The organism is Nonomuraea longicatena, assembly GCF_039525605.1.
GTDB lineage: Bacteria > Actinomycetota > Actinomycetes > Streptosporangiales > Streptosporangiaceae > Nonomuraea > Nonomuraea longicatena.
In genome coordinates, this window is the sequence record NZ_BAAAHQ010000049.1 from 1 (window position 1) to 21,703 (window position 21,703).

Annotated in this window: 21 protein-coding genes and 1 riboswitch; of the genes, 10 read left to right on the forward strand and 11 right to left on the reverse strand. The window is 72.2% G+C overall.

What is annotated here, in order from left to right; translation table 11 throughout:
• A partial coding sequence (locus ABD120_RS35270; RefSeq protein WP_343954678.1) for a LuxR C-terminal-related transcriptional regulator occupies positions 1–1,442 on the forward strand: 1,442 nt, incomplete at its 5' end.
• Here the strand turns inward: ABD120_RS35270 and ABD120_RS35275 are convergent.
• Positions 1,384–2,826, reverse strand: coding sequence for an MFS transporter (locus ABD120_RS35275; protein WP_343954679.1), 1,443 nt, complete (start codon positions 2,824–2,826; stop codon positions 1,384–1,386). The two genes, ABD120_RS35270 and ABD120_RS35275, sit on opposite strands and share 59 nt — an antisense overlap.
• A gap of 246 nt (positions 2,827–3,072) precedes the next feature.
• Between ABD120_RS35275 and ABD120_RS35280 the strand changes: the two genes are divergently transcribed.
• Both ABD120_RS35280 and ABD120_RS35285 read left to right on the forward strand, forming a co-directional pair.
• Positions 3,073–4,233, forward strand: coding sequence for a sensor histidine kinase (locus ABD120_RS35280; RefSeq protein WP_343954680.1), 1,161 nt, complete (start codon positions 3,073–3,075; stop codon positions 4,231–4,233).
• The gene (locus ABD120_RS35285) at positions 4,230–4,835 is read left to right on the forward strand and encodes a response regulator (RefSeq protein WP_343954681.1); all 606 of its coding nucleotides are present in this window, start codon (positions 4,230–4,232) and stop codon (positions 4,833–4,835) included. The genes ABD120_RS35280 and ABD120_RS35285 overlap by 4 nt, the downstream gene beginning before the upstream one ends.
• A gap of 71 nt (positions 4,836–4,906) precedes the next feature.
• Here ABD120_RS35285 and ABD120_RS35290 read toward each other — a convergent pair whose 3' ends face one another.
• The 7 genes from ABD120_RS35290 to ABD120_RS35320 form a co-directional block, all read right to left on the reverse strand.
• Positions 4,907–5,671 (reverse strand): SDR family NAD(P)-dependent oxidoreductase, encoded by a 765-nt coding sequence (locus ABD120_RS35290; protein ID WP_343954682.1) that lies wholly within the window; start codon positions 5,669–5,671, stop codon positions 4,907–4,909.
• Positions 5,672–5,727: 56 nt separating this feature from the next.
• Entirely contained in the window at positions 5,728–6,954 is a 1,227-nt protein-coding gene (locus ABD120_RS35295; protein ID WP_343954683.1) for a GNAT family N-acetyltransferase, read from the reverse strand.
• 63 nt (positions 6,955–7,017) lie between these two features.
• Complete coding sequence (locus tag ABD120_RS35300) at positions 7,018–7,809, reverse strand: ABC transporter ATP-binding protein (RefSeq protein WP_343954684.1); 792 nt, start codon at positions 7,807–7,809, stop codon at positions 7,018–7,020.
• Positions 7,806–8,795 carry a FecCD family ABC transporter permease gene (locus ABD120_RS35305; protein WP_343954685.1) on the reverse strand — a complete coding sequence of 330 codons (990 nt, stop codon included), beginning with the start codon at positions 8,793–8,795 and terminating at the stop codon, positions 7,806–7,808. Before ABD120_RS35305 ends, ABD120_RS35300 begins: the two co-directional genes overlap by 4 nt.
• A gap of 38 nt (positions 8,796–8,833) precedes the next feature.
• Entirely contained in the window at positions 8,834–9,823 is a 990-nt protein-coding gene (locus ABD120_RS35310) for an ABC transporter substrate-binding protein (protein WP_343954686.1), read from the reverse strand.
• Between the two features lie 100 nt (positions 9,824–9,923).
• Positions 9,924–10,115: riboswitch (cobalamin riboswitch) on the reverse strand.
• Complete coding sequence (locus tag ABD120_RS35315; RefSeq protein WP_343954687.1) at positions 10,111–10,977, reverse strand: bile acid:sodium symporter family protein; 867 nt, start codon at positions 10,975–10,977, stop codon at positions 10,111–10,113. (Overlaps the previous riboswitch by 5 nt.)
• 59 nt (positions 10,978–11,036) lie before the next feature.
• Positions 11,037–11,399 (reverse strand): ArsR/SmtB family transcription factor, encoded by a 363-nt coding sequence (locus tag ABD120_RS35320; RefSeq protein ID WP_343954688.1) that lies wholly within the window; start codon positions 11,397–11,399, stop codon positions 11,037–11,039.
• A gap of 114 nt (positions 11,400–11,513) precedes the next feature.
• On the opposite strand from ABD120_RS35320, the gene ABD120_RS35325 reads away from it, so the two are divergent.
• Complete coding sequence (locus ABD120_RS35325) at positions 11,514–12,491, forward strand: acetylxylan esterase (protein ID WP_343954689.1); 978 nt, start codon at positions 11,514–11,516, stop codon at positions 12,489–12,491.
• Positions 12,492–12,515: 24 nt separating this feature from the next.
• Here ABD120_RS35325 and ABD120_RS35330 read toward each other — a convergent pair whose 3' ends face one another.
• Entirely contained in the window at positions 12,516–12,803 is a 288-nt protein-coding gene (locus ABD120_RS35330) for a Fe-S cluster assembly protein HesB (RefSeq protein WP_343954690.1), read from the reverse strand.
• Positions 12,804–13,010: 207 nt separating this feature from the next.
• Here ABD120_RS35330 and fxlM point away from each other — a divergent pair, with 207 nt between their 5' ends.
• Positions 13,011–14,180 carry a methyltransferase, FxLD system gene (gene fxlM / locus ABD120_RS35335; protein ID WP_343954692.1) on the forward strand — a complete coding sequence of 390 codons (1,170 nt, stop codon included), beginning with the start codon at positions 13,011–13,013 and terminating at the stop codon, positions 14,178–14,180.
• A gap of 42 nt (positions 14,181–14,222) precedes the next feature.
• Here fxlM and ABD120_RS35340 read toward each other — a convergent pair whose 3' ends face one another.
• The gene (locus ABD120_RS35340) at positions 14,223–15,281 is read right to left on the reverse strand and encodes an LLM class flavin-dependent oxidoreductase (RefSeq protein WP_343954693.1); all 1,059 of its coding nucleotides are present in this window, start codon (positions 15,279–15,281) and stop codon (positions 14,223–14,225) included.
• A gap of 143 nt (positions 15,282–15,424) precedes the next feature.
• Here ABD120_RS35340 and ABD120_RS35345 point away from each other — a divergent pair, with 143 nt between their 5' ends.
• From ABD120_RS35345 to zwf, 5 genes are all read left to right on the forward strand, one after another.
• Positions 15,425–16,111: a response regulator gene (locus tag ABD120_RS35345; RefSeq protein WP_343954694.1), complete on the forward strand. Its 687-nt coding sequence runs from the start codon at positions 15,425–15,427 to the stop codon at positions 16,109–16,111.
• A gap of 139 nt (positions 16,112–16,250) precedes the next feature.
• Entirely contained in the window at positions 16,251–17,072 is an 822-nt protein-coding gene (locus ABD120_RS35350; RefSeq protein WP_343954695.1) for a nitroreductase/quinone reductase family protein, read from the forward strand.
• 63 nt (positions 17,073–17,135) lie between these two features.
• Positions 17,136–17,795, forward strand: a complete 660-nt coding sequence (locus ABD120_RS35355; RefSeq protein WP_343954696.1) for a nitroreductase family protein — start codon at positions 17,136–17,138, stop codon at positions 17,793–17,795.
• A gap of 148 nt (positions 17,796–17,943) precedes the next feature.
• Positions 17,944–19,575 carry a glucose-6-phosphate isomerase gene (pgi, locus tag ABD120_RS35360; RefSeq protein ID WP_343954697.1) on the forward strand — a complete coding sequence of 544 codons (1,632 nt, stop codon included), beginning with the start codon at positions 17,944–17,946 and terminating at the stop codon, positions 19,573–19,575.
• 1 nt (position 19,576) lies between these two features.
• Positions 19,577–20,935, forward strand: coding sequence for a glucose-6-phosphate dehydrogenase (gene zwf, locus ABD120_RS35365; protein WP_343954698.1), 1,359 nt, complete (start codon positions 19,577–19,579; stop codon positions 20,933–20,935).
• Positions 20,936–20,967: 32 nt separating this feature from the next.
• On the opposite strand, the gene ABD120_RS35370 is transcribed toward zwf, so the two are convergent.
• A complete protein-coding gene (locus tag ABD120_RS35370) occupies positions 20,968–21,693 on the reverse strand; it encodes a VIT1/CCC1 transporter family protein (protein WP_343954699.1) in 726 nt (241 codons plus the stop codon).
• Positions 21,694–21,703: the final 10 nt, after the last annotated feature.

A 21,703-nucleotide genomic window follows, 5' to 3' on the forward strand; every position in this document is an offset into this window, starting at 1 on the left:
GCCCGGTGGCGCTCGCCCGGGCCGCCTCCATCCGCGCCACCGTCGCCGACGAGCACCACCGTCCCGCCTCCGCCCAGCGGATCCTGACCTCGGCCGGGCTCGCCGCCGGCCTCGATCCCGAACTGGCCGACTCGCTGCTCTTCCGCGCGGTCGACTCCGCGATCGTGGCCGGCGACCTGGCCGCCGTCCGCGAACTCTCGCAGCGGATGGCCCGTGACGTGCCGGGCGCCCGCCGGGCCTCGGCTCTGGCCCGCATGGCCGTCGGATTCGGCGGCGACCTCGCCGACGGCGTACGGGCGCTGCGCGAGCTGACCGGCCTCGCCGGCTCGCCGCACCTGCGGGAGACGGCGCTCGTCCCCTCCTGGTACTGGGCGCTCGGCGACGACGCCGACGGCCTGCGGCTGGCCGACGACCTGGTGGCCGCCTGCCGGGAGGAGGGCGCGATCGGGGTGCTGCCGCTGGCGCTGTGCGCGCAGAGCCGCTTCCAGATCCTGCTCGGCCACCGGCACGACGCGCTCGCGGGCGCCACCGAGGGCCTGCGCATCGCGCAGGACACCGGCCACCGGATGAGCGAGATCTACCTGGCCAGCCTCCTGGCCGACCTCGCCGCCCTCCAGGGCGACGAGGAGCGCTGCCGCGCGCTGATCGCCGACTGCCGGTCGCGTCAGCCGGGTCTCGGGACGGTCCTGACCTCGGGCGCCTCCAGCCTGCTCGCACTCGGACTCGGCCGGTACGACGACGTCCTGGCCGAGCAGGGCGTGATCGAGGACGCCGCGCACCGGCCGTACACGCTGTTCGCGCTGCCCGACGTGATCGAGGCGGCGGCCCGCACGGGACAGCCGGAACGGGCCGCCGCCGCCTGCGACTGGTACACCTCCTGGGCCGCGCACTCCGGCAACACCTGGGCCCTCGCCGTGGCGGCCAGGTGCCGCGCACTGGCCGGCGACGACCCGGACGGCCACTTCACCCGCGCCGTCGAACTCCACGAACGCGGCGGCGGACGGCCGCTGGAAGAGGCGCGGACCAGGCTGCTGTACGGCGAGTGGCTGCGGCGCGAGCGGCGCCGCGCCGAGGCCCGCCCCCACCTGCGTACCGCCCTCGCGGGCTTCGAACGGCTCGGCGCCGCGCTGTTCGCCGAGCGCGCCCGCGCCGAACTGCGCGCGGCAGGGGAGAGCCGTCCGGTCCGGCAGGACGCCGCCGACCTGGTCGCACGGCTCACCCCGCAGGAACTCCAGGTGGCCAGGCTCGCCGCTGACGGGCTGAGCAACCGCGCCATCGGCGCCCGGCTGTTCCTCAGCCCGAGGACCGTCGGCTACCACCTGTCCAACGCCTACCCCAAGCTCGGCGTCTCCTCCCGCGCCGCGCTCGCCACGCTCGCCGCACTCACCCGCCGGGACGGGCCCGGCCCAGCAGACCCGCCGCCACCGCCAGGACCACCATGATCACCGCGCTCAGGCCGGCGACCGTGTTCAGCCCGAGTGTGAACGCCTCCCGCGCCGCACCCTCAAGCAGCCCAGCCGGTACGGCGGGCGCCGCCGTACCCGCGACCTGCGCCCGGTAGACCGCCGCGCCGACACTGCCCAGCAACGCGATACCCAGCGCGGCGCCGAGTTCGGCGCTCGTCTCGGCCATCGCGGACGCCGAACCGGCCCTCTCCCGTGGCGCCGCGCCGACGATGAGGTCCGTGCCCAGGACCATGGCCGGGCTGATGCCCAGGAAGGCCACGAAGAACCCGGCCACCGTGAAGGCCGCGCCCGAGGTGCCGTCCACCTGCGCGATGGCCAGGAACCCGGCCGTCGCGACCGCCATCCCCGCCGCCACCACGAACCCCGGGCGCACCCGCCGCGCGAGCACCGGGGCCAGCAGCGAACCGGCCACGATGCCCAGGGCGGGCACCACGATCCACAGGGCCGCGCGCAGCGGCGACAGGCCCTCGACGAGCTGGAGATACTGCGCGAGGAAGTACTCCGTACCGTTCAACGCGATCATGCTCAGCAGCAGGAGGGCCAGCGCCGCGCCGAACGCGCGGTGGCCGAACAACCGCAGGTCCAGCAGCGGATCGGCGAGCCTGCGCTGCCTGCGGACGAAGAGCGCGCCCACGGCGAGCCCGGCCGCGGCCACCAGCAGCGGCTCCGCCGACGGCCCCTGCTCGGCCACCTTCTTGACCCCGTAGACGACCGGCAGGATCGCCGCGAGCGACAGCACCACGCTGAGCGGATCGAGTCGCCCGCCCGCGCCGGAGCGCTGCTCGGGCAGCAGCACCGGCGCCGTCACCAGCAGCAACACCATGACCGGCACCCCCGGCAGGAACACCGACCCCCACCAGAAGTACTCAAGCAGCACCCCGCCCACCACGGGACCGAGCGCGGTCCCCGCCGAGAAGCAGGCCATCCAGACGCCGATCGCGATGCCGCGCTGCCTGGCGTCACCGAACATCGTGCTGATCAGCGACAACGTGGACGGCATCAGCGTCGCACCGGCGATGCCGAGCAGGGCGCGGGCGGCGATGAGCATCTCCGCGCTGGCCGAGTACGCCGCGAGGACCGAGGCCGCACCGAACGCGGCCGCGCCGACGACCAGCAGGCGCCTGCGGCCGATCCGGTCGCCCAGCGCGCCCATCGTGACCAGGAGCCCGGCGCTCATGAACACGTAGACGTCCATGATCCACAGCAGTTGGGAGCCGCTCGGCGCCAGGTCCGCGCCCAGGTGCGGCAACGCCAGGAACAACACGCTCACATCCAGGGACAGCAGGAGCGTGGGCAGGGCCAGCACGGCCAGCCCGATCCACTCCCGGCGTGTCGCCCGTACTGTCTCACTCCGTACCATGCTGGTGACGCTAGGCGGGCGCAGCCCCCGGGCGCCTCTGTCAGGTGACCGGGTTACCTGCCGGCGCAGAACCCGGTCAACCCCCCGGTGCTCCAGCGCCGTGCTCGCACGCGCTTTTCGAACAGGGACCGCCGACCCGTGCCGCTCGCTCTGCCCGTCGCGCCGCGACCGGGCATGACATCTGTCAGGCGGATCTCCGGCGGTCCGGCACTTGAGCGCGGCCCGGTCCGGCCCGACGATCGAGTCATGACCGGGACACGAACCACCTCGACGCCCGCCGGCCGATTACCGGCGCGGTACACGCGCATTCTCGCCGCGGCGCACGTCGGCTTCCTGACCTTCGCCGTGGTCGCACTGGCCGAACAGGCACTGCCGGTGCCCGCCACCGTACTCGCCGCGCTCGGCATCGCGGCCTTCGGCGCGCTGTTCGTCAGGATCGTGTGGGCGCACCTGCCCCGCCCGCACGCGAACCGCACGCCGTACGCGCTGGCCGGGATGGTCGTCGTCGCGGTCGCCGTCCAGACGGTCATGGAAGCCACCTGGCTGCTGACCGCCCTGTACTACCTGATCACGATGGTGGTCTTCTCCCAGCCGCCGCGGCGCTGGCCGCTCGGGCTCGCCGGGATCCCCGTCGCGGGGGTGGCGGCCGGTGTGGTCCGGCTGGGCGACGACGTCGGCACGTCGCTGTCGCGGATCGTGCCCGTGCTGGTGTACGGCGTGCTCCTCGCCGCCCTCTACCTGATCATCCGGATGAACGGCAAGTTGCGCGCCGCCCGGATCGAACTCGCGCGCGGCGCCGTCGACGCCGAACGCGCCCGCATCGCGCGCGACCTGCACGACGTGCTCGGCCAGCGGCTCACCGCGATCGTGCTCAAGGCCGAACTGTCGGCCCGGCTCGTCACCCGCGACCCGCCGAGGGCCGCCGTCGAGATGGCCTCGGTCGGACGGGCGGCCCGTGAGGTGCTGGACGAGGTCAGAGCCACCGTCACCGGCTACCGGGAGATCTCGCTGGCCGGGGAGATCGCCACCGCCCGGGAGATCGCCGAGGTGGCCGGACTGGAACTCGACGTCCACGTGCCCGACCGCATTCCCGGCGGCGAGGCGGGCCAGGTGCTCGCCTGGGCCGTCCGGGAGGGGCTCACCAACGTGCTGCGGCACGCCGCCGCCGGGACTTGCGTGATCGGCGTCACGGCGGACGGCCCGGCGGTCGTCACCGTGGCGGACGACGGCCCGGCCAGAGGCGGCGGCGCGGGAACGATGACGTACGGCGCGGGGCTCACCGGTCTGGCCGAGCGGGCCGGCGCGCTGGGCGGGCGGCTGGAGGTGTCCGCCGACGACGCGTGGTTCACCCTGCGCGCCGAGGTGCCCGAAGAGGCCGAAGTACCCGGGGAAGGGGAGAAGCGGTGATCAGGGTACTTCTGGCGGAGGACCAGAATCTGGTGCGCGGGGCGCTGGTGGCGCTGCTCGCGCTGGAGGACGACATCACCGTCGTGGCCGACGTCGCGGACGGCCGCGCCGCAGTGGCCGCCGCCGTCGAGCACGCGCCCGACGTGGCGCTGCTGGACGTGGAGATGCCGGTGCTGGACGGCATCGCCGCCACCGCCGCGATCAGGACGAGGATGCCAGGGACCCGGGTGCTGATCCTGACCACCTTCGGCAGGCCCGGTTACCTGCGGCGGGCCATGGACGCGGGGGCGTCCGGGTTCGTCGTCAAGGACATCGAGCCCGACCGGCTGGCCGACGCCGTACGGCGGGTCCGGGCCGGCCGGACGGTGGTGGATCCCGCGCTCGCCGTGGCGTCGCTGGAACGTGGCCTCGACCCGTTGAGCGAGCGCGAGCGCGAGGTGCTCAGGGCCGCTGCGGACGGTGCGACCGTGGCGACGCTCGCCGTCCGGCTGCGGCTCTCGGAGGGGACGGTGCGCAACCACCTGTCCAGTGCCATCGGCAAGACCGGCGCCAGGACTCGCGCCGAGGCGGTGTGGAAGGCGCGCGGCAACGGCTGGCTCTGACGGCGGTCGTCGCACCTCTCACCTCGCCGCGGTGCGGCCTGCGCGGCACCGGTGACGGCAGAGCGGGTGGGTCAGTTGGGCGGGTCGAAGCGGCCGTCCACGGCCGTCCAGCCGCCGTCCACGTACAGCACCGAGCCGGTCACGAAGGTGGCGGCGTCACCGGCGAGGTAGACGACCGCGCCGGCCATCTCCTCCGGCCGCGCCCACCGGCCCAGCGCCGACTTGGCCGCGTACGCGTCGTACCAGGCGGGATGCTCCTTGATCTGGCGGGTCAGCGGTGTCTCCACCACCCCGGGCGCGACCGCGTTGACCCGCACCCCGTGCGGGCCGAACTCGGCCGCCGCCGTACGCAGCAGTTGCACCAGCCCGGCCTTGGTCGCGGAGTACACGCCCTGGCCGGGTTCGGTCACCGACGCCCTGATCGAGGCGAACCCGATGATCGAACCCCGCCCCCGCTCGACCATCCCGGCGCCGAACGCGCGGACCGTCTCGAAGGAGGCCCGCAGGTTCAGCTCGACCACCCGGGAGAACTCCTCGCCCGAGTAGTCGAGCAACCGCTTGCGGACGTTGGTCGCGGCGGTGAAGACCAGCACGTCGGCGGCGGCCTCCTCGGCCAGCGCCCGGACGGCGGGGGTGTCGAGGACGTCCACCTCCCGGGCCTGCCCGCCGCAGCGCTCGGCGCTCTCCCTCGCGGAGGCGGGGTCGCGGTCGGCGCACACCACCTCGGCGCCCTGCGCGGCCAGCGCCAGCGCGGACTCGCGGCCGATCCCGCTGCCCGCGCCGATCACGACCGCGCGCCGTCCGTCCAGCCGGAACAACCGCTCGTACGACGTCATGCAGTCACCATAGCGACTGGTCCGACCAGTGCACCAGGTCTACCTCTGGCGGCCGGTCAGAACTCGTCGGTGGTGTGGGGGAGCAGGGCCGTGGCCAGGGCCGCGTCGAGCGCGGCGGCGGCTCCCGGCGTGTGCTCGGCCGCCACCCCGGCCCGGACCATTCTGCGGACCTGGGAATCGCCCAGGTAGCAGGCGGACAGGTCGGCCACGTCGATCGTGAGGTCGGGGGCGTCGGCCGTGGGCTCGTACGCGCACGAACCGCCGGTGGCGGTCAGGCGGCGGCGCCCCGCGTTGCCGGGCACCATGGGGTCGCGGACGTCCAGGACGAGGTCCAGGTCGGCCCCCCACGTACGGCCCAGCAGCGCCGCGCGCACGTCGGCCAGCCGTACCCACAGCGCGGGGAACAGGCTCGGCGTCAGCACGTGATCGCGGTCGGCCGCGAAGTGCAGGATCGGGTCGTCCAGCGGACGGCCCCACGCGCGCAGCCGTCCGACGCGGTCGATGGAGGCGAGGTAGCGCCACAGCGCGGCCGCCACGGCGGGGGTGTCGGCCTCCAGCTCGTCGATCCGGGCGAAGCCCGCGTCGTCGCCCGACTTGGTGCGGTAGATCGCATACCCGGCGAGCGGGTCGCCGAGCGCGACGATCCTGGGCGGGGACAACTCGTCGTCGTCCTCGTCGTCGTCGGCCAGCCAGACCTCCGCCCATCGGTCGGTGGAACGTGCCACCCGGCCGGCGCGAACGGCGCGGGTCCGCTCGAAGTACGGCCCCAGCAGCGCGGGTGCCTCGGCCGGAGGCACCAGGCGGAGGGGGCGGGGGTCCGGCTCGATCCGCAGCTCCAGCGGATGCTCGGTGTCGATCTCCACGTTGACGCCGTGGGTGGCGGGGCCGAAGCCGAAGCGGCCGTAGATGGCGGCCTCCTCGGTCCAGAGTGCGGCGAGCGGCCGGCCCGCCTCCAGGCAGCCCTGGTACAGTTCGCCGATCATGCCGGTGAGCGCGCCCCGGCGCCGGTGCGTGGGCGCGACGCAGACGAACGTCACGCCCGCGCAGTCCAGCTCGCCCCCCGGCACCGCCATGGAGAAGGCGTGCGCCGCCAGCACCCCCACGAGCAGCGTCCCGTCGTAGGCGCCGATCCGGCGGCAGCCGCGCAGCGTCTCGCGGTGCCGCTCGCGCGCGTCCTCGTCGGGTCTGTCGTGGAAGACCAGGTCGATCAGGTCGAGGGCGTGGTCGATCGCGGTTTCGGGGAGGTCGGCGAAGGTCAGGGTGTCACTCACCGTGTCACTCACTGGCCGCACGATACGCGGGCGCGTCCGCCGGGCGCACCTGCTTTTCGCCCACCTCCGCGAGGCTCACCCCATTTCGTCCGGAAGCACGCTGACCTGCGGCGCCCCTGTTCTCGGGTGCGGATCGACCACCGCCCGCACCCGATACACCTCGGCGAGCAGGTCCGCCGTGAGCACCTCGGACGGTGCCCCGTCCGCCACGACCCGCCCGCCGTCCATCACGCAGACCCGGTCGCAGAACGCCGAGGCCAGGTTCAGGTCGTGCAGCGCCACCAGCGCGGTCACGCCGATCCGCCGCAGCAGGCGCAGCACGTCCAGCTGATGCCGCAGGTCCAGGTGGTTGGTCGGCTCGTCCAGCACCATCGTCCCGGCCTCCTGGGCGAGCGCCCGTGCGATCAGCACCCGCTGCCGCTCCCCGCCGGACAACCGGTCGAACGGTGCCCGCGCGAGCCCGGCGACGTCGAGTTCCGCGAGCGCGCGGTGCACGATCCCCCGGTCCTGCTCGCCGTCCCCCTCGAAGGGCCGCTTGTACGGCGTGCGCCCCATGGCGACCACGTCGTACACGGTGAGCTCGAACTCACCGGGCGCGTCCTGGAGGACGGCGGCGAGGCCGCGCGCCAGCCGCCGCCCGTTCATGCCCCAGATGTCCTCCCCGTCGAGGGTCACCCGCCCGGAGGTGGGCCGCCGGGCGCGGTAGAAGGTCCGCAGCAGCGTGGACTTCCCCGCACCGTTGGGTCCGACGAGCGCGACGACCTCGCCGGGTGAGACCGTCAGGTCGACGTCGGCCACCAGCGCCCTGCCGTCCACGACGACGCTCACGGCGTGGGCCCGCAGTTCCCCGGTCCCTGCTCCGGTCACTGGGCCGCCCTCCGCCGCATCAGCCACAGGAAGAAGGGGCCGCCGACGACGGCGGTCAGGATGCCGATGGGGATCTCCTCGGGGGCGATGAGGGTGCGCGCGGCCAGGTCCGCGGCGATGAGGAAGCCGGCGCCGAGCAGCGCGACGGCGGGCAGGGCACGCCGGTGGTCGGCGCCGACGAGCAGCCGCACGACGTGCGGCAGCATGAGCCCGACGAACCCGATGGACCCGCTGACCGCGACGATCGTGCCCACCATGAGCGCGACCAGCACGAACAGCGCGCTCCTGAAGCGGTGCACGTCGAGGCCGAGCGAGGCGGCCGCCTCCTCGCCCGCCAGCAGCAGGTTGAGCGGCCGGCTCACGCCGAGGAGCACGCCGGTGCCGAGGAGGACTGCGGTGGAGGGGATCCACAGCAGGTCCCACGTGGTGCCCGCGAGCCCGCCGAGCATCCAGCGCATCGCGGAGTCGGCCTTGTGCGGGTCGTCCGAGGTGACGATGAGGAAGCTCGCGACGGCCAGCAGCACCTCCGCCGTCGCCACCCCGGCGAGCACCAGCCGGACGGTGGTCATGCGCCCGCCCGAGCGGGCCAGGAAGTAGACGAGCGCGAGCGCGCCGAGCGCTCCGGCGAAGGCGGCGAGCGGCAGGGAGAACATCCCGAACACGGTGACGTTGAGGACGATCACGCAGACGGCGCCGAGCGTGCCGCCGGAGGAGACGCCGAGCAGCATGGGGTCGGCCAGCGGGTTGCGCACCAGTGCCTGGAGCGCCATGCCGGACACCGAGAGGCCCGCTCCGACGACGGCGCAGAGCAGGACGCGCGGCAGCCGCACGTCCATGACGATGGTCTCGCGGACGGCGGTCCAGGTCGGCTCGGCGAGGGCGGGATGGAGGCGGTGCAGCACGATGCCCCACACCTCGCCGAACGGCAGGCTGATCGAGCCGACGGCGACGCCGGCGGTGGCCGCCGCGAGCAGGGCCGCCGTCATGGTCGTGAGAACCAGCGGGTACGGCGGACGGCGGCGGGTCACTCGAAACGGTCCGGGTGGAACTGCCTGGCCAGCGTCTCGACCCCGGCGGGCACGCGGACGCCGAGCACGGCCGACGACAGCGGCAGCACGGCGAATCGCTGCTTCTGGATCGCGGGCACGTCCTTGAGCGCCGGGTTGGCCAGCAGCGCCTTCTTCTTGTCCTCGACGGAGGTGTCGCCGTAGTCGTAGATGAGCACGAGGTCGGGCGCCCGCTCGGCGACCTGCTCGTAGGAGACGTCGGCCCAGTTCTTCCGGATGTCGGCGAAGACGTTCTCGCCACCGGCGAGCCTGATCATCTCGTTGCCGATCCCGGCCCCGCCCGCGGTGAAGGCGGTCTTGTCCCCGTTGTCGTAGACGAACACCTTGATCGGTTCCGTCTTGCCGAGGCGCTGGGCGACGCCGCCGAGGGTGCTGCGCATCCCGGAGGCGAAGCTCTCGGCCCGCTCGGGCACGCCGAAGATCTTCGCGACGGTGCGGATCTCCTGCTCGGCCTGCTCGGCGGTGACCGGCCCGGCGGGGCACTCCTCCGAGTTGACGTGGGTGTCGATGCCCGCCTTGGCGAGCGCGTCCCGGCCCCTGCCCTCCTTGCCGTCGAAGCCGCTCTTGAAGCCCGCGTAGACGAAGTCGGGTTCGGCCGCGAGCAGCGCCTCGTACGAGGGGTACTTGTCGGCGAGGACCTTGACACGGTCGTAGGCGGCCTGGTGTTCCGGCAGGATCCGGTCGTCGAGGAAGGCGGTGCCGACCATCGACTTCTCCAGACCGAGCGCGAGCAGGATCTCGGTCGCGTGCTGGTTGAGGGCGACGGCCCGCCGGGGCGGCCGCTCGTAGGTCGTGTTCACACCGCAACTGGTGACGGTGAGGGGGAAGCCGGGGGCGTTCGACGGCGCTCCGGCCTGCCCGGCGGGCCGGGCGGCGCCGCCGCATCCGGAGGCGAGCAGGGCGGAGGTCGTCAGCGCGAGGAGGGTTAGCGAGCGTCGGCTCGTCATGAACGGCGTCCTTCTGTGCGAGGAGCCGGATCTCCGGTAAGCGGACACGCGGGCACCCCGCATCACGAGCACCGTCCTCTCTTGGGGAGATCCGCCCCAATTTCCTGAGGAGGCGACCGCGTGAGTCTCCTGGCTCTCGGGTCGACGCTCGTCCCGGCCTTCCCACCCCTGTGGAGGGCAGTGGCCTTGTCGGGATTCGCTCACCGATCACAGTGGCGGGACCGCGCCGGATTCACACCGGCTTCCTCGTTCCGCCGTCGCCTACCCGGCAATGCTCGCATAGCCCATCATTTATCGCTAATCCTCCTCGTCTGGCGGGTTTTGAGGAGGAAGCCGGCCGCTGCCGCCGTGAAGAACATCACCACCCCGTACGCGGCCGACGGCACGGCCATCTGCGGGTTGCCCAGGATCCCGGTGGCGACCGTGATCGACAGCGCGGCGTTGTGGATGCCGATCTCCATGCAGGAGGCGACGGCCTGCGGGTGCCCGACCCCGGCCAGGCGCGGCGCCCCGTAGCCGATCGCCAGGCTGATGACGCTGAAGGACAGCGCGGCCAGCCCGACGTCGCCGAGGTGGGCGCTGATGACGTCCCACGACTGGACGACGGCGCCGATGATCACCGGGGCGAGGATGACGCCGGAGGCGATCTTCACCGGCCGGTGCATGCGCTCGGCGAAGGCGGTGGCCTTCGCCCGCACCAGCATGCCGACGGCGACCGGGACCAGTACCAGCGCGAAGACCTGTGCGCTCTTGTCGAACTGCAGCCCGAGCGCGCCGTCCCCGGACATGAAGTGGCCGAGCGCGAGGTTGGCGACCAGGGGCAGCGTGAAGACCGACACCACCGAGTTGATCGCGGTCAGGGTGACGTTGAGCGCCACGTCGCCGCCGAACAGATGGCTGTACAGGTTGGCGGAGGTGCCGCCGGGCGAGGCGGCCAGCAGCATCATGCCCACCGCCAGCACCGGCGGCAGGTCGAACAGCAGGACCAGGAGCAGGCAGATCGCGGGCAGTAACAGCACCTGGCAGGTCAGTGCGATCACGCTGACCTTCGGGTGGGCGAGGACGCGGCGGAAGTCTGCGACGGTGAGCCCCAAGCCCAGTCCGAACATGATGACGGCCAGTGCGAGGGGCAGTACGAGGGTGGCGAGGTTCATGTGGGGGGATTCCAGTCGCTCATACCGCCTATATCGGTATTCGGCGGTATGGTGTGACGTTACCCCTCCGGCCCGTCATGCTCCAGGGCCGAACCAGGGCGTCGTTCGGGCCTGCTCCGGGCGAACTCAGTGGCCAGGGCGTCGAGGCGCTGCGACCAGAACCGCCGGAACGGCCGCAGCCACGCGTCGACCTCCCGCAGGGGATCCGCGTGGACGGCGTAGAGCCGCCGTGCGCCCTCGGCCCGGACGGTCGCGAACCCCGACTCGCGCAGCACCCGCAGATGCTGCGAGACGGCGGGCTGCGAGATGCCGAACTCCGCCCGGACGGCGGCGGTGATCGCGCCCGAGGTCTGCTCGCCGCCGGCGAGCAACTCGAGGATCCGGCGGCGGACGGGGTCGCCGAGAACGTCGAATGCGTGCACGCCGCCGACTATGCAGCGGTAACTTATATAAGTCAACTCTTATATGAAAGGTCCATAGCGCTCCTTAGGTTCCATGGGTTGAAATGTCAGGAACTACTGCGGTTTGGAGCTGCCGTGACCTTGTTCGACCTTCCGCTTGACCGCCTGCGCGACTACCGGCCCGAGCGCGACGAGCCCGCCGACTTCGACGCCTTCTGGGCGCAGACCCTGGCCGAGGCCGCGAACCACCCCCTGGACCCCGAGTACGTCCGGAGCGACCTGCCGTACGCGGGCGTGGACGTCTTCGACGCCTCCTTCGCCGGATGGGGCGGCGACCGGATCAGCGGCTGGTTCCTCGCCCCGCGCGGCGCGAGCGGCCCGCTGCCGTGCGTGATGCACTACATCGGCTACGGCGGCGGGCGCGGCTTCCCCCACAACCACCTGCTCTGGCCCACGGCGGGCTACGCCGTCCTCGTCGTGGAGACACGCGGACAGGGCGGTGCCAGCGCCGGCAGCCCGGGCATCACCGGCGACCCGCACGGCGGCGCCCACGCGCAGGCGCCGGGCATGATGACCAGGGGCATCATGGACCCCCGCGACTACTACTACCGGCGCGTGTTCACCGACGCCGTGCGCGCGGTGGACGTCGCCGCCGCCCACCCGCTCGTGGACCCGGCCCGCATCGTGGTCTCCGGCGGCAGCCAGGGCGGCGCCATCGCGCAGGCGGTGGCGGGCCTGCGGTCCGACGTCCTGGCCGCGCTCGTCGACGTGCCGTTCCTCAGCCACATCAGCCGCGCGGTGGAGATCACCGGACAGGACCCGTACCAGGAGATCGTGCGCTTCCTGGCCGGCGTCCGAGGCAGCGCGGAGCAGGTCTTCCGGACGCTCGCCTACTTCGACGGCCTCAACTTCGCCGCCCGCGCCACCGCGCCCGCGCTGTACTCCGTGGCGCTCATGGACGAGGTCTGCCCGCCGTCCACGGTCTTCGCCGCCTACAACCACTGGCGGGGGCCGAAGGAGATCACCGTCTGGCCGTGGAACGGGCACGAGGGCGGCGGCGGCTTCCAGAGCGAGGAGCAACTGCGCTACCTGCACAAACTGCTCGGCGACTGAGCAGCCGCCGCCATAGCCGCTAACTCATGCGGGCTTGTCCGTGACGAGGAACGAGACCCCGCCCTGGTCGTCGGCGCCGGCGTCCAGGGCCTTGTCGTCCAGCAGGGTCGCGGCGACCGGGTCGAGGTAGACGCGGGCGCCCTCCGTCTCGACCACCGCGTCCATCGGCTCCGGGGCGTTGGCGAGCGTCAGCGTCAGCGAACCGGCGTTCTCGCTCTTGGACGAGATGCGCACACCGCTCTGCTGCGGCTCGGGCGCCGTGGCCGTGAGGTCGCGGATGGCCTGGGCGGCGGTAGGTGTCAGGGTGAGCACGATGGCTCCTCCTCTGTTTCGACGAACTTGAGTTGCCTGCCCTTCCCCCGATTCACCACCTCAATCATCGGCCGCCGGGAAATCCGGCCGCAGCGGGGCTCGTCCTCCATGACGACTTCTCGGTCAGCTGAGGGTCACACAGCGTCACGAAGCGGCAATCGCGCCGGATCTCCCATCGGATGTCAGACGAAGGGGGATAATCATCAGGTGAGGCGGTTGCGTGAGGCCCTCGTAGCCCGCCTGCTGCGCGACGCACCGATCAGCGCGCCGGTGGTCGCGGCGCTGCGCGAGGTGCCGAGGCACCTGTTCCTGCCCGGCATGGACCCGCGAGAGGCATACCGCGACGAGCCCATCGTCACCAAACGCGACGACAGCGGGCTGCCGATCAGCTCCTCCTCCCAGCCCGCGATCATGGCCGTCATGCTCGACCAACTCCGGGTACGGCCGGGCGACCGGGTCCTGGAGATCGGAGCGGGCACGGGCTACAACGCCGCCCTGCTGGCCTGCCTGGCCGGGCCCGGCGGCGAGGTCGTCAGCGTGGACATCGACGCCGACCTCGTCGACGGCGCCCGCGCGCACCTCACCCGCGCCGGATATCCGGGCATCGGCACGGCACGGCTGCGCGTCGAGCGGGCCGACGGCGCCCTCGGGTTCCCGAAGCGGGCGCCGTACGACCGGATCATCGCCACCGTCGGCGTCTGGGACCTCGAACCGGCCTGGTCGGACCAACTCGCCCCCGGCGGGCGGCTGGTCGTCCCGCTGGACCTGCGCGGCGTCCAGGTCTCGGCCGCCTTCGAACGCGCGGACGGCCACTGGCGCAGCGTGAGCGTCGTGCCCGCCGGGTTCATGCGGCTGCGCGGCCCCTCGGCCGGCCCCGAGACCGAACGGCCCTACACGGACGGGACCACGATCTTCCTGCCGGAGCCGCGCGCCGTCCACACGCCCCCGGACGGCCTCACCGAGCCGGGGGTCGAGGTGCCGAGCGGGGTGTCGGCCACCTACCGGGACGTGGTGCACGGTGCCAACCTCTGGCTCGCCACCCACGACGCGCGCTGGTGCGTGCTGACCGGGCCGACGGAGCGGCTGACCCGCCCGCCCACGGTCATGGGAGCGTACGCCGCGACAGGCGGGCTGGCCGCCGCCGACGGGCTCGCCGTGCTCACGGCCGAACTCGGCGCCCTCGGGTACGGCCCGGCGGGCCCGGCCCTCGCCGAGGAACTCGCTCGGATGCTCCGCGACTGGGACCGGGCGGGCCGGCCGAGATGCGACAGCCTGCGCATCGAGGCGTACCCGCTGACCGGGGACACCCCACGAGGCGAGGCCACCGTCCCCAAACGGCACCACGTCCTCGTGCTCGGCTACACCGCTGCCGGTTAGCCCGCCGGCCGGGGTTCTCGTGCTCGGCCACGCGGCTCTTGGTCAGCCTGCCGTCCGGAACGCGGGGAAGACGCGGTCGTGGATCAGCCGCAGCTGTGCGTCCACCGACGGCACCTCGGGCAGGTCGCGCCCCATGAACTGCCTGACCAGCGTCGAATCGGTGACCGCCAGGATCATGTGGTTGACGCCCGACGGCTCGATCTCTCGCTTGATCTTGGCCACGCACTCCTCCGGCGTACCCGCGATCGACAGGCGGTCGGCGAGTTCGGGTGAGGTCAGCTCGACCGCCCGCGCGAGGTCGCCGTCGCCGAGCGCGTCCACGATCGGCTTCACGGACGCCGGATCGACCCCGTTGCGCTCCAGCTGCGCGGCCGACATCGACGAGGCGTACAGGCCGACCATGCTGCGCGCCGCCTCCTTGGCGACGGCGGAGTCCGGCCCCGTCGCGAACACCACCCACGCGCCGATGTCCAGGTCGGCCGGGTCCTTTCCGGCCTTCTCGGCTCCCGCGCGGACGTTCGCGACCAGGTAGTCGTAGGCCTCGCGGGTGTAGCTGAGCGCGTGGTGCACCCCGTCGGACAACTCGCCGGCCGCCTGGAACGAGCGCGGCCCCACCATCGCGCCGAACTTCACCGGCACCCGCTCCTGCACCGGCCGGGCGAAGGTGAACAGGCCGTCGTACCGGAAGAACTCGCCCTGGTGGGTGATCGCCCCCGTGTCGAGCAGCGTACGGACCACCGCCGCCGCCTCCTTGACCCGCGACAGCGGCTTGGTGACCTGCCAGTCGATTCCGTACTGCGCGAGCAGCCCGAAGTTTCCGCAGCTCAGCACTACTTCGGCGCGGCCGCCGCTGAGCTCGTCGAGCGTCGCGGCCGCCTGCGCGATCAGCGTCGGCTCGCGCAGCACCACCGACGAGACGCTCGGGCCGAGCCGGATCCGGGAGGTCTGCCGGGACGCGGCGGCGAACAGCAGCCACAGGTCCTTGTGCCAGGTCTCGTCCGCCGCGTAGCAGGCGTGGAACCCCAGCTCGTCGGCGAGCCTGATCGACGCCAGCGACTCCTCCAGCGGGTAGTCGGGAAGCATCACGTAGCTGAACCTCATCGTTCGCCCTCCTCGGATGTGATCGGCGGATATGATCGGTGCGGCAGCACCACCGAACCGCCGTCCCCGACCCTTGGCAAGCGTCCGGGGACGCTCCGTTACATGAGTGTCACCACCGGGATTCCGATGCTTGGATGGTCGCGATGAACGAGACCATCGGTGTGCTCATCGCCGACGACCAGCCCAAGGTGCTCCGGTCCTTCGCCGCCGTGCTCAACGCGCAGCCCGGCCTGCGCGTACTCGCCACAGCCGGCGACGGCGCCGACGCCGTGCGCCTGGCCCGCGCCACCCACCCCGACGTGGCCCTGCTCGACATCCGCATGCCCGAACTCGACGGCATCGAGGCGGCCCGCCGCATTCTGCGGACCGAGCGCACCCGGATCATCATGATCACCACGTTCGACCTGGACGACTACGTCTACGACGCGCTCGTCGCGGGGGCCAGCGGATTCCTGCTCAAGGACGTCAGGGCGGCCGACCTCGCCTCGGCCGTCCGCACGGTGGCCGGAGGCGACGCGCTGCTGGCGCCGACGGTGACCCGGCGGCTCATCGCGGAGTTCGCCCGCCAGCGCCGCCGCCCGCCGCAGGACTTCGGTCTCACGCCCAGGGAGACCGAGGTCCTGCGGCTGCTGGCGCGGGGCGGCTCCAACGCCGAGATCGCGGCCGAGCTGGTCGTGTCGGAGCACACGATCAAGTCCCACGTCGCCCGGCTGCTGGCCAAGCTGGGGCTGCGCGACCGCACGCAGGCCGTCATCCACGCCTACGAGAGCGGCCTGATCACCCCCGCGATCGAACATGGTTGCGGTGATTCGTCCCGTCCCCTAGCGTGACCCACGTGACTGCCGGGTCGGCCATTGGCCACACACGAGTAGGGCACCCGGCCGCGAGGTGACCCTCCGGCGGGCCCGAAGCCCGCCCCGCGTTCTCCGCACTCAGGTTCCTGATTCACCCTGATTTCTTCGGAGAACGATGTCCAACATCCAGCAACAGATCATCGACGAGTTCCGCGCGCGCAAGGGCGAGGTCGGCCGGTTCGAGAGCTCGCGACTGCTCCTGCTCACCACCACCGGCGCCCGGTCCGGCGCCCCCCACACCGTGCCTCTCGGCTACCTGCCGGACGTCGAGGAACGCGTCCTCGTCATCGCCTCGGCCATGGGCGCCGACCACCACCCCGCCTGGTACCACAACCTGGTCGCGAACCCACGCGTCACCGTCGAAACCGGGCTGTTCACCCACCAGGCGGACGCCGTCGTCCTCACCGGCGCCGAACGCGACGCCGCCTTCGCCAGGGCCGTCGAGAGCGACCCCGGCTGGGCCGAATACCAGGCCGGAACCTCGCGCCTCATCCCCGTCGTCGCGCTGCACGCCATTCACGACGGGCCGCCCGGCGCGGGCTCGTTCGGTGACACGCTCCGCGCGATCCACGCGGTGTACCGGCGTGAGCTGGCCGTCATCCGCAAGGAGCTCACCGACGCCGGGCCGAGCCTGGTGGCGCAACTGAGGATCAACTGCCTGGCGTTCTGCCAGGGGCTGCACACGCATCACACGATGGAGGACCGGGGGCTGTTCCCCGCGGTCGCCGCCCAGCATCCGGAGAAGGCGGCCGTCGTGGAACGGCTGAGCCGTGAGCACGAGCGGGTGGCCGCTCTCCTTGAGGCGCTCACCGAGGCGGTCACCGACCGGGAGGCCGGGGCGGAGACCGTACGGGCCGAGGTGGAGCGGCTGGCCGACGAACTGGAGGCGCACCTGGACTACGAGGAGGAGCAACTGATCCCCCTGTTCGACGCCTAGCACCCTACTGGACGGGCCCGGTGGAGGGGTGATCCAACGGCGGCCCGTCCTAGGCTGGGCGCCATGACGGACTTCCAAGAGGTGGTACGCCGCCGCCGCATGGTACGCAACTACGACCCCGACCGGCCGGTGCCGCCAGAGATCAGGGAACGCCTCCTGGCCAACGCCCTGCGCGCCCCGTCGGCCGGGTTCAGCCAGGGCTGGGCGTTCCTGGTGCTGGAAGACCCCGCCGACCGGGAACGCTTCTGGAACCTCGCCTCGGCCGCCGAGGGCACCCCTGCCGGTATCCCTCCCACCGGCACCGCCGACGCCTCCGCCGACGGTGACGTCTGGGGCCGGGGGCTGCGCCGGGCGCCGCTGCTGATCGTGGCCTTCTCCCACAAGCAGGCATACCTCGACCGGTACGCCGCCCCCGACAAAGGCTGGACGGACAAGGACGAGGCTCGCTGGCCGGTGCCGTACTGGGACATCGACACCGGCATGGCCTCGCTCCTCATGCTGCTGACCGCCGTGGACGAAGGACTGGGGGCCTGCTTCTTCGGCGTGCCGCCGGGCGAGCGGTCGGCGGCGGTCAAGGAGGCGTTCGGCGTGCCCGCCGCCTATACGCCGATCGGCGTCATCAGCGTGGGCTACCGCGCGCAGGACAAACTGTCGCCGTCACTCAAGCGCGGCAGGAAGCCCGTGGCCGAGGTCGTCCACCGAGGCGCCTGGGGCGTCCACTGACCCACCGCCCCGGACGACCCCGTGCGACAACGAGGCGGAGTGGACAAAGAACAGTGAAAGTCGCACCCGCCCGAAGCGCGGAATCGGTCGGACCGGGTACGGCGTTACGGGACGATGTGATCGGTTTGACGGTTCGAGGAGGAAAACAGTGAGCGGCGACATCACCCGAAGCCAGGAATGGACGGCACTGGCCAAGCACCACGAGGAGATCGCGGACACACATCTGCGCGAGCTGTTCGCCGAGGACCCGGCCCGTGCCGAGCGCATGAACGTGACGGCCGACGGGTTGTACCTCGACTACTCCAAGCATCGTGTCACCGACGAGACCGTCCGGTTGCTGCTGCGCCTGGCCGAGCGGGCCGGGCTGCGCGAGCGGATCGAGGCGATGTTCACCGGCGAGCACATCAACGTCAGCGAGGACCGCGCGGTCCTGCACACGGCGCTGCGCCTGCCGAAGTCGGCGGAGCTGGTCGTGGACGGCCAGGACGTGGTCGCCGACGTGCACGCCGTCCTGGACAAGATGAGCGACTTCGCGGGCCGGGTGCGCTCGCGCGAGTGGCGGGGCGCGACCGGCCGCCCCATCGAGACCGTGGTCAACATCGGCATCGGCGGCTCCGACCTCGGCCCCGCGATGGCCTACGAGGCGCTGAAGGACTACGCGGACGCCGGGGTGTCGGCCCGGTTCGTCTCCAACATCGACCCGGCCGACATCGAGGGCAACCTGCGCGGCCTCGACCCGGAGACCACGCTGTTCGTGATCAGCTCCAAGACGTTCACGACGCTTGAGACGCTCACCAACGCGAGGGTGGCCCGCGACTGGCTGGTGGCCGCGCTCGGCGAGCAGGCCGTGGAGAAGCATTTCGTGGCGGTGTCCACGAACGCGGAGAAGGTCGCCGCGTTCGGCATCGACACGGCCAACATGTTCGGCTTCTGGGACTGGGTCGGCGGACGCTACTCCTTCGACGGCGCCATCGGCCTGTCGCTGATGATCGCGGTCGGCCCCGAGCGCTTCCGCGAGATGCTGGCCGGCTTCCACGCCGTCGACCGGCATTTCAGGACCGCGCCGTTCGAGGCCAACATGCCGGTGCTCATGGGCCTGCTCGGCATCTGGTACACCGACTTCTTCGGCGCGCAGACCCGCGCCGTGCTGCCGTACAGCCAGCGCCTGCACCGCTTCCCCGCCTACCTGCAGCAGCTCACGATGGAGTCCAACGGCAAGTCGGTGCGCGCCGACGGCACCCCCGTCCACACCGACACCGGTGAGATCTTCTGGGGCGAGCCGGGCACCAACGGGCAGCACGCCTTCTACCAGCTGCTCCACCAGGGCACCCGGCTGGTGCCCGCCGACTTCATCGGCTTCGCCGAACCGTACGCCGACCCGGCGGGCATGCACGACATCCTCACGGCCAACCTGCTCGCCCAGACCAGCGCGCTCGCCTTCGGCAAGACCGCCGAGGAGATCGCCGCCGAGGGCACCCCGGCCGACGTGGTGCCGCACAAGGTCATGCCGGGCAACCGGCCGACGTCCACGATCCTGGCACCGAAGCTGACGCCGTACACGCTGGGGCAGCTCGTCGCCCTGTACGAGCACGCGGTCTTCGTCGAGGGCGTCGTGTGGGGCATCGACTCCTTCGACCAGTGGGGTGTCGAACTCGGAAAGAAGACGGCTCTCGACCTCGCCCCGACGCTCACGTCGGAGGAACCTCCCGCCGACTTCCCGGACGCGTCGACCGCGCAGCTGGTAAAGAGGTACAGAGAACTGAGGGGAAGGCGTATCTGACATGCGGCGTGCGGGCGCGATCGTGCTGTTCGGGATCACCGGTGATCTGGCCTACAAGATGTTGCTGCCCGCGCTCTACCGGCTCAGCGCCGACGGGGCCCTCGACCTGCCCGTGATCGGCGTGGCCAAGACCGACCTCGACCTCGCGGGCCTGGTGGCGCGGGCCCGCGAGGCGTGCGGCGAGGTCGACGAGGCGGCCTTCGGCCGCTTCGCGGACCGGCTGCGGCTGGTCGCGGGAGACTACCGCGACCCGGCGACGTTCGGCGCGATCCGCGACGCCGTCGAGGGGACCGGGTTCCTGGTCCATTACCTCGCGGTGCCGCCCGTGCTGTTCGAGACCGTCGCGGAGGGCCTGGCGGGTGTCGGGCTCAACCGTGACGCCAGGCTCGTGGTGGAGAAGCCGTTCGGCCACGACCTCGACTCGGCCCGCGCGCTCAACGCCGCGCTGCTGAAGTACTTCGACGAGGACCACCTGCGCCGTGTCGACCACTTCCTCGGCAAGGAGCCCGTCGAGGACCTGCTGGTCTTCCGGCTCGGCAACATGCTGCTGGAGCCGATCTGGAACCGCAACTACGTGCGCAGCGTCCAGATCACGATGGCCGAGGACTTCGACGTGGCCGACCGAGGCGCCTTCTACGACGCCAACGGCACCGTGCGCGACGTCGTGCAGAACCATCTCATGCAGCTCCTGGCGATCCTCGCCATGGACGCGCCGCCGTCCAAGGACGCCCGCGCGTTCATCGACGAGAAGTGGCGGGTGCTGCGCGCGGTCAAGGACATCGATCCGGCCGACGTCGTACGCGGCCAGTACGACGGCTACCTGGCGACCGAGGGCGTCAAGCCGGGCTCGACCACCGAGACCTTCGTCGCGCTGCGCGCCTACGTCGACAACTGGCGCTGGGCCGGGGTGCCGTTCTGCATCCGCTCGGGCAAGGCGATGCCCACCACCGACCTGGAGATCGTGGCCGAGCTGCGCTGCCCGCCGGTGTCGCTGTTCGGCGGGAAGGTCGAGCCCAACCTGATCAGGTTCCGCCTCCAGCCGGACGCGGGGGTCACCTTCGACCTGACGGCCAAGGAGCCGGGCCGCGACGCCACCCGGCAGGTGCCGGTCAGCGTCGACTTCACCAAGGTGCTCGGGCCGATGGAGAAGGCATACCAGCGCATCCTGTCCGACGCGGTCACCGGCGACCCCCGGCGGTTCGTCCGCTTCGACCTGGCCGAGGAGTCGTGGCGCATCGTGCGGCCGATCCTCGACCTGAAGCAGCCGCCGCTGCCGTACGAGAAGGGGACCTGGGGGCCCGCGCCCGCCGCGAAGATCGCGCCGGGCGGGTGGCACGAGATCTCGACGACCTTCGACTGAGCCCGCGCGGGAGCTCACGCGACCGTCGGCGCTCAGCCGAGGCCGATGCCCAGCAGGTGGCCCAGTCCGTACGTCACCGAGGCCGCCGCCAGGCCGAGCCCGAGTTGCCGCGCACCGCCGATCCACCACGGCCGTGCGGTCATCCGGGCGACCACGGCCCCGAACCCGAACAGTGCCAGCGCGCTGAGCACCACCGAGACCACCAGCCCGGAGGCCCCGAACAGGAACGGCACCAGCGGCACCAGCGCCCCGGCGGCGAAGGCCGCGAACGACGAGGCGGCGGCGAGCCGGGGCGAGGGCAGGTCGTCGGGGTCCACGCCGAGTTCCTCGCGCACATGGACCCGCAGCGCCTGCTCGGGGTCGGCCGACAACTGGGCGGCGACCTCACGGGCCAGCTCCGGTTCGAGCCCGCGTGCGCGGTAGAGCGCGGTCAGCTCGGCCAGCTCGCCTTCGGGGTTGCGGGCCAGTTCGCGGCGCTCGACCGCGATCTCGGCCCGCATCAGCTCCGTCTGCGATTTCACCGACGTGTACTCACCCGCCGCCATCGAGCACGCGCCCGCGACCAGCCCGGCGAATCCGGCGAGCACCGCCCCGCGTCCGGCGCCCGCGGCGCCGACCACTCCGGCGATCAGCGCGACGTTGGACACCAGGCCGTCCATGGCGCCGAACACGGCCGGTCGCAACCATCCGCCGGTGACGTCGCGGTGCGCGTGGTGACTCTCCGGCGTGTATAGCGGGGCCAGCTCGACGGTCATCATTGCCTCCATT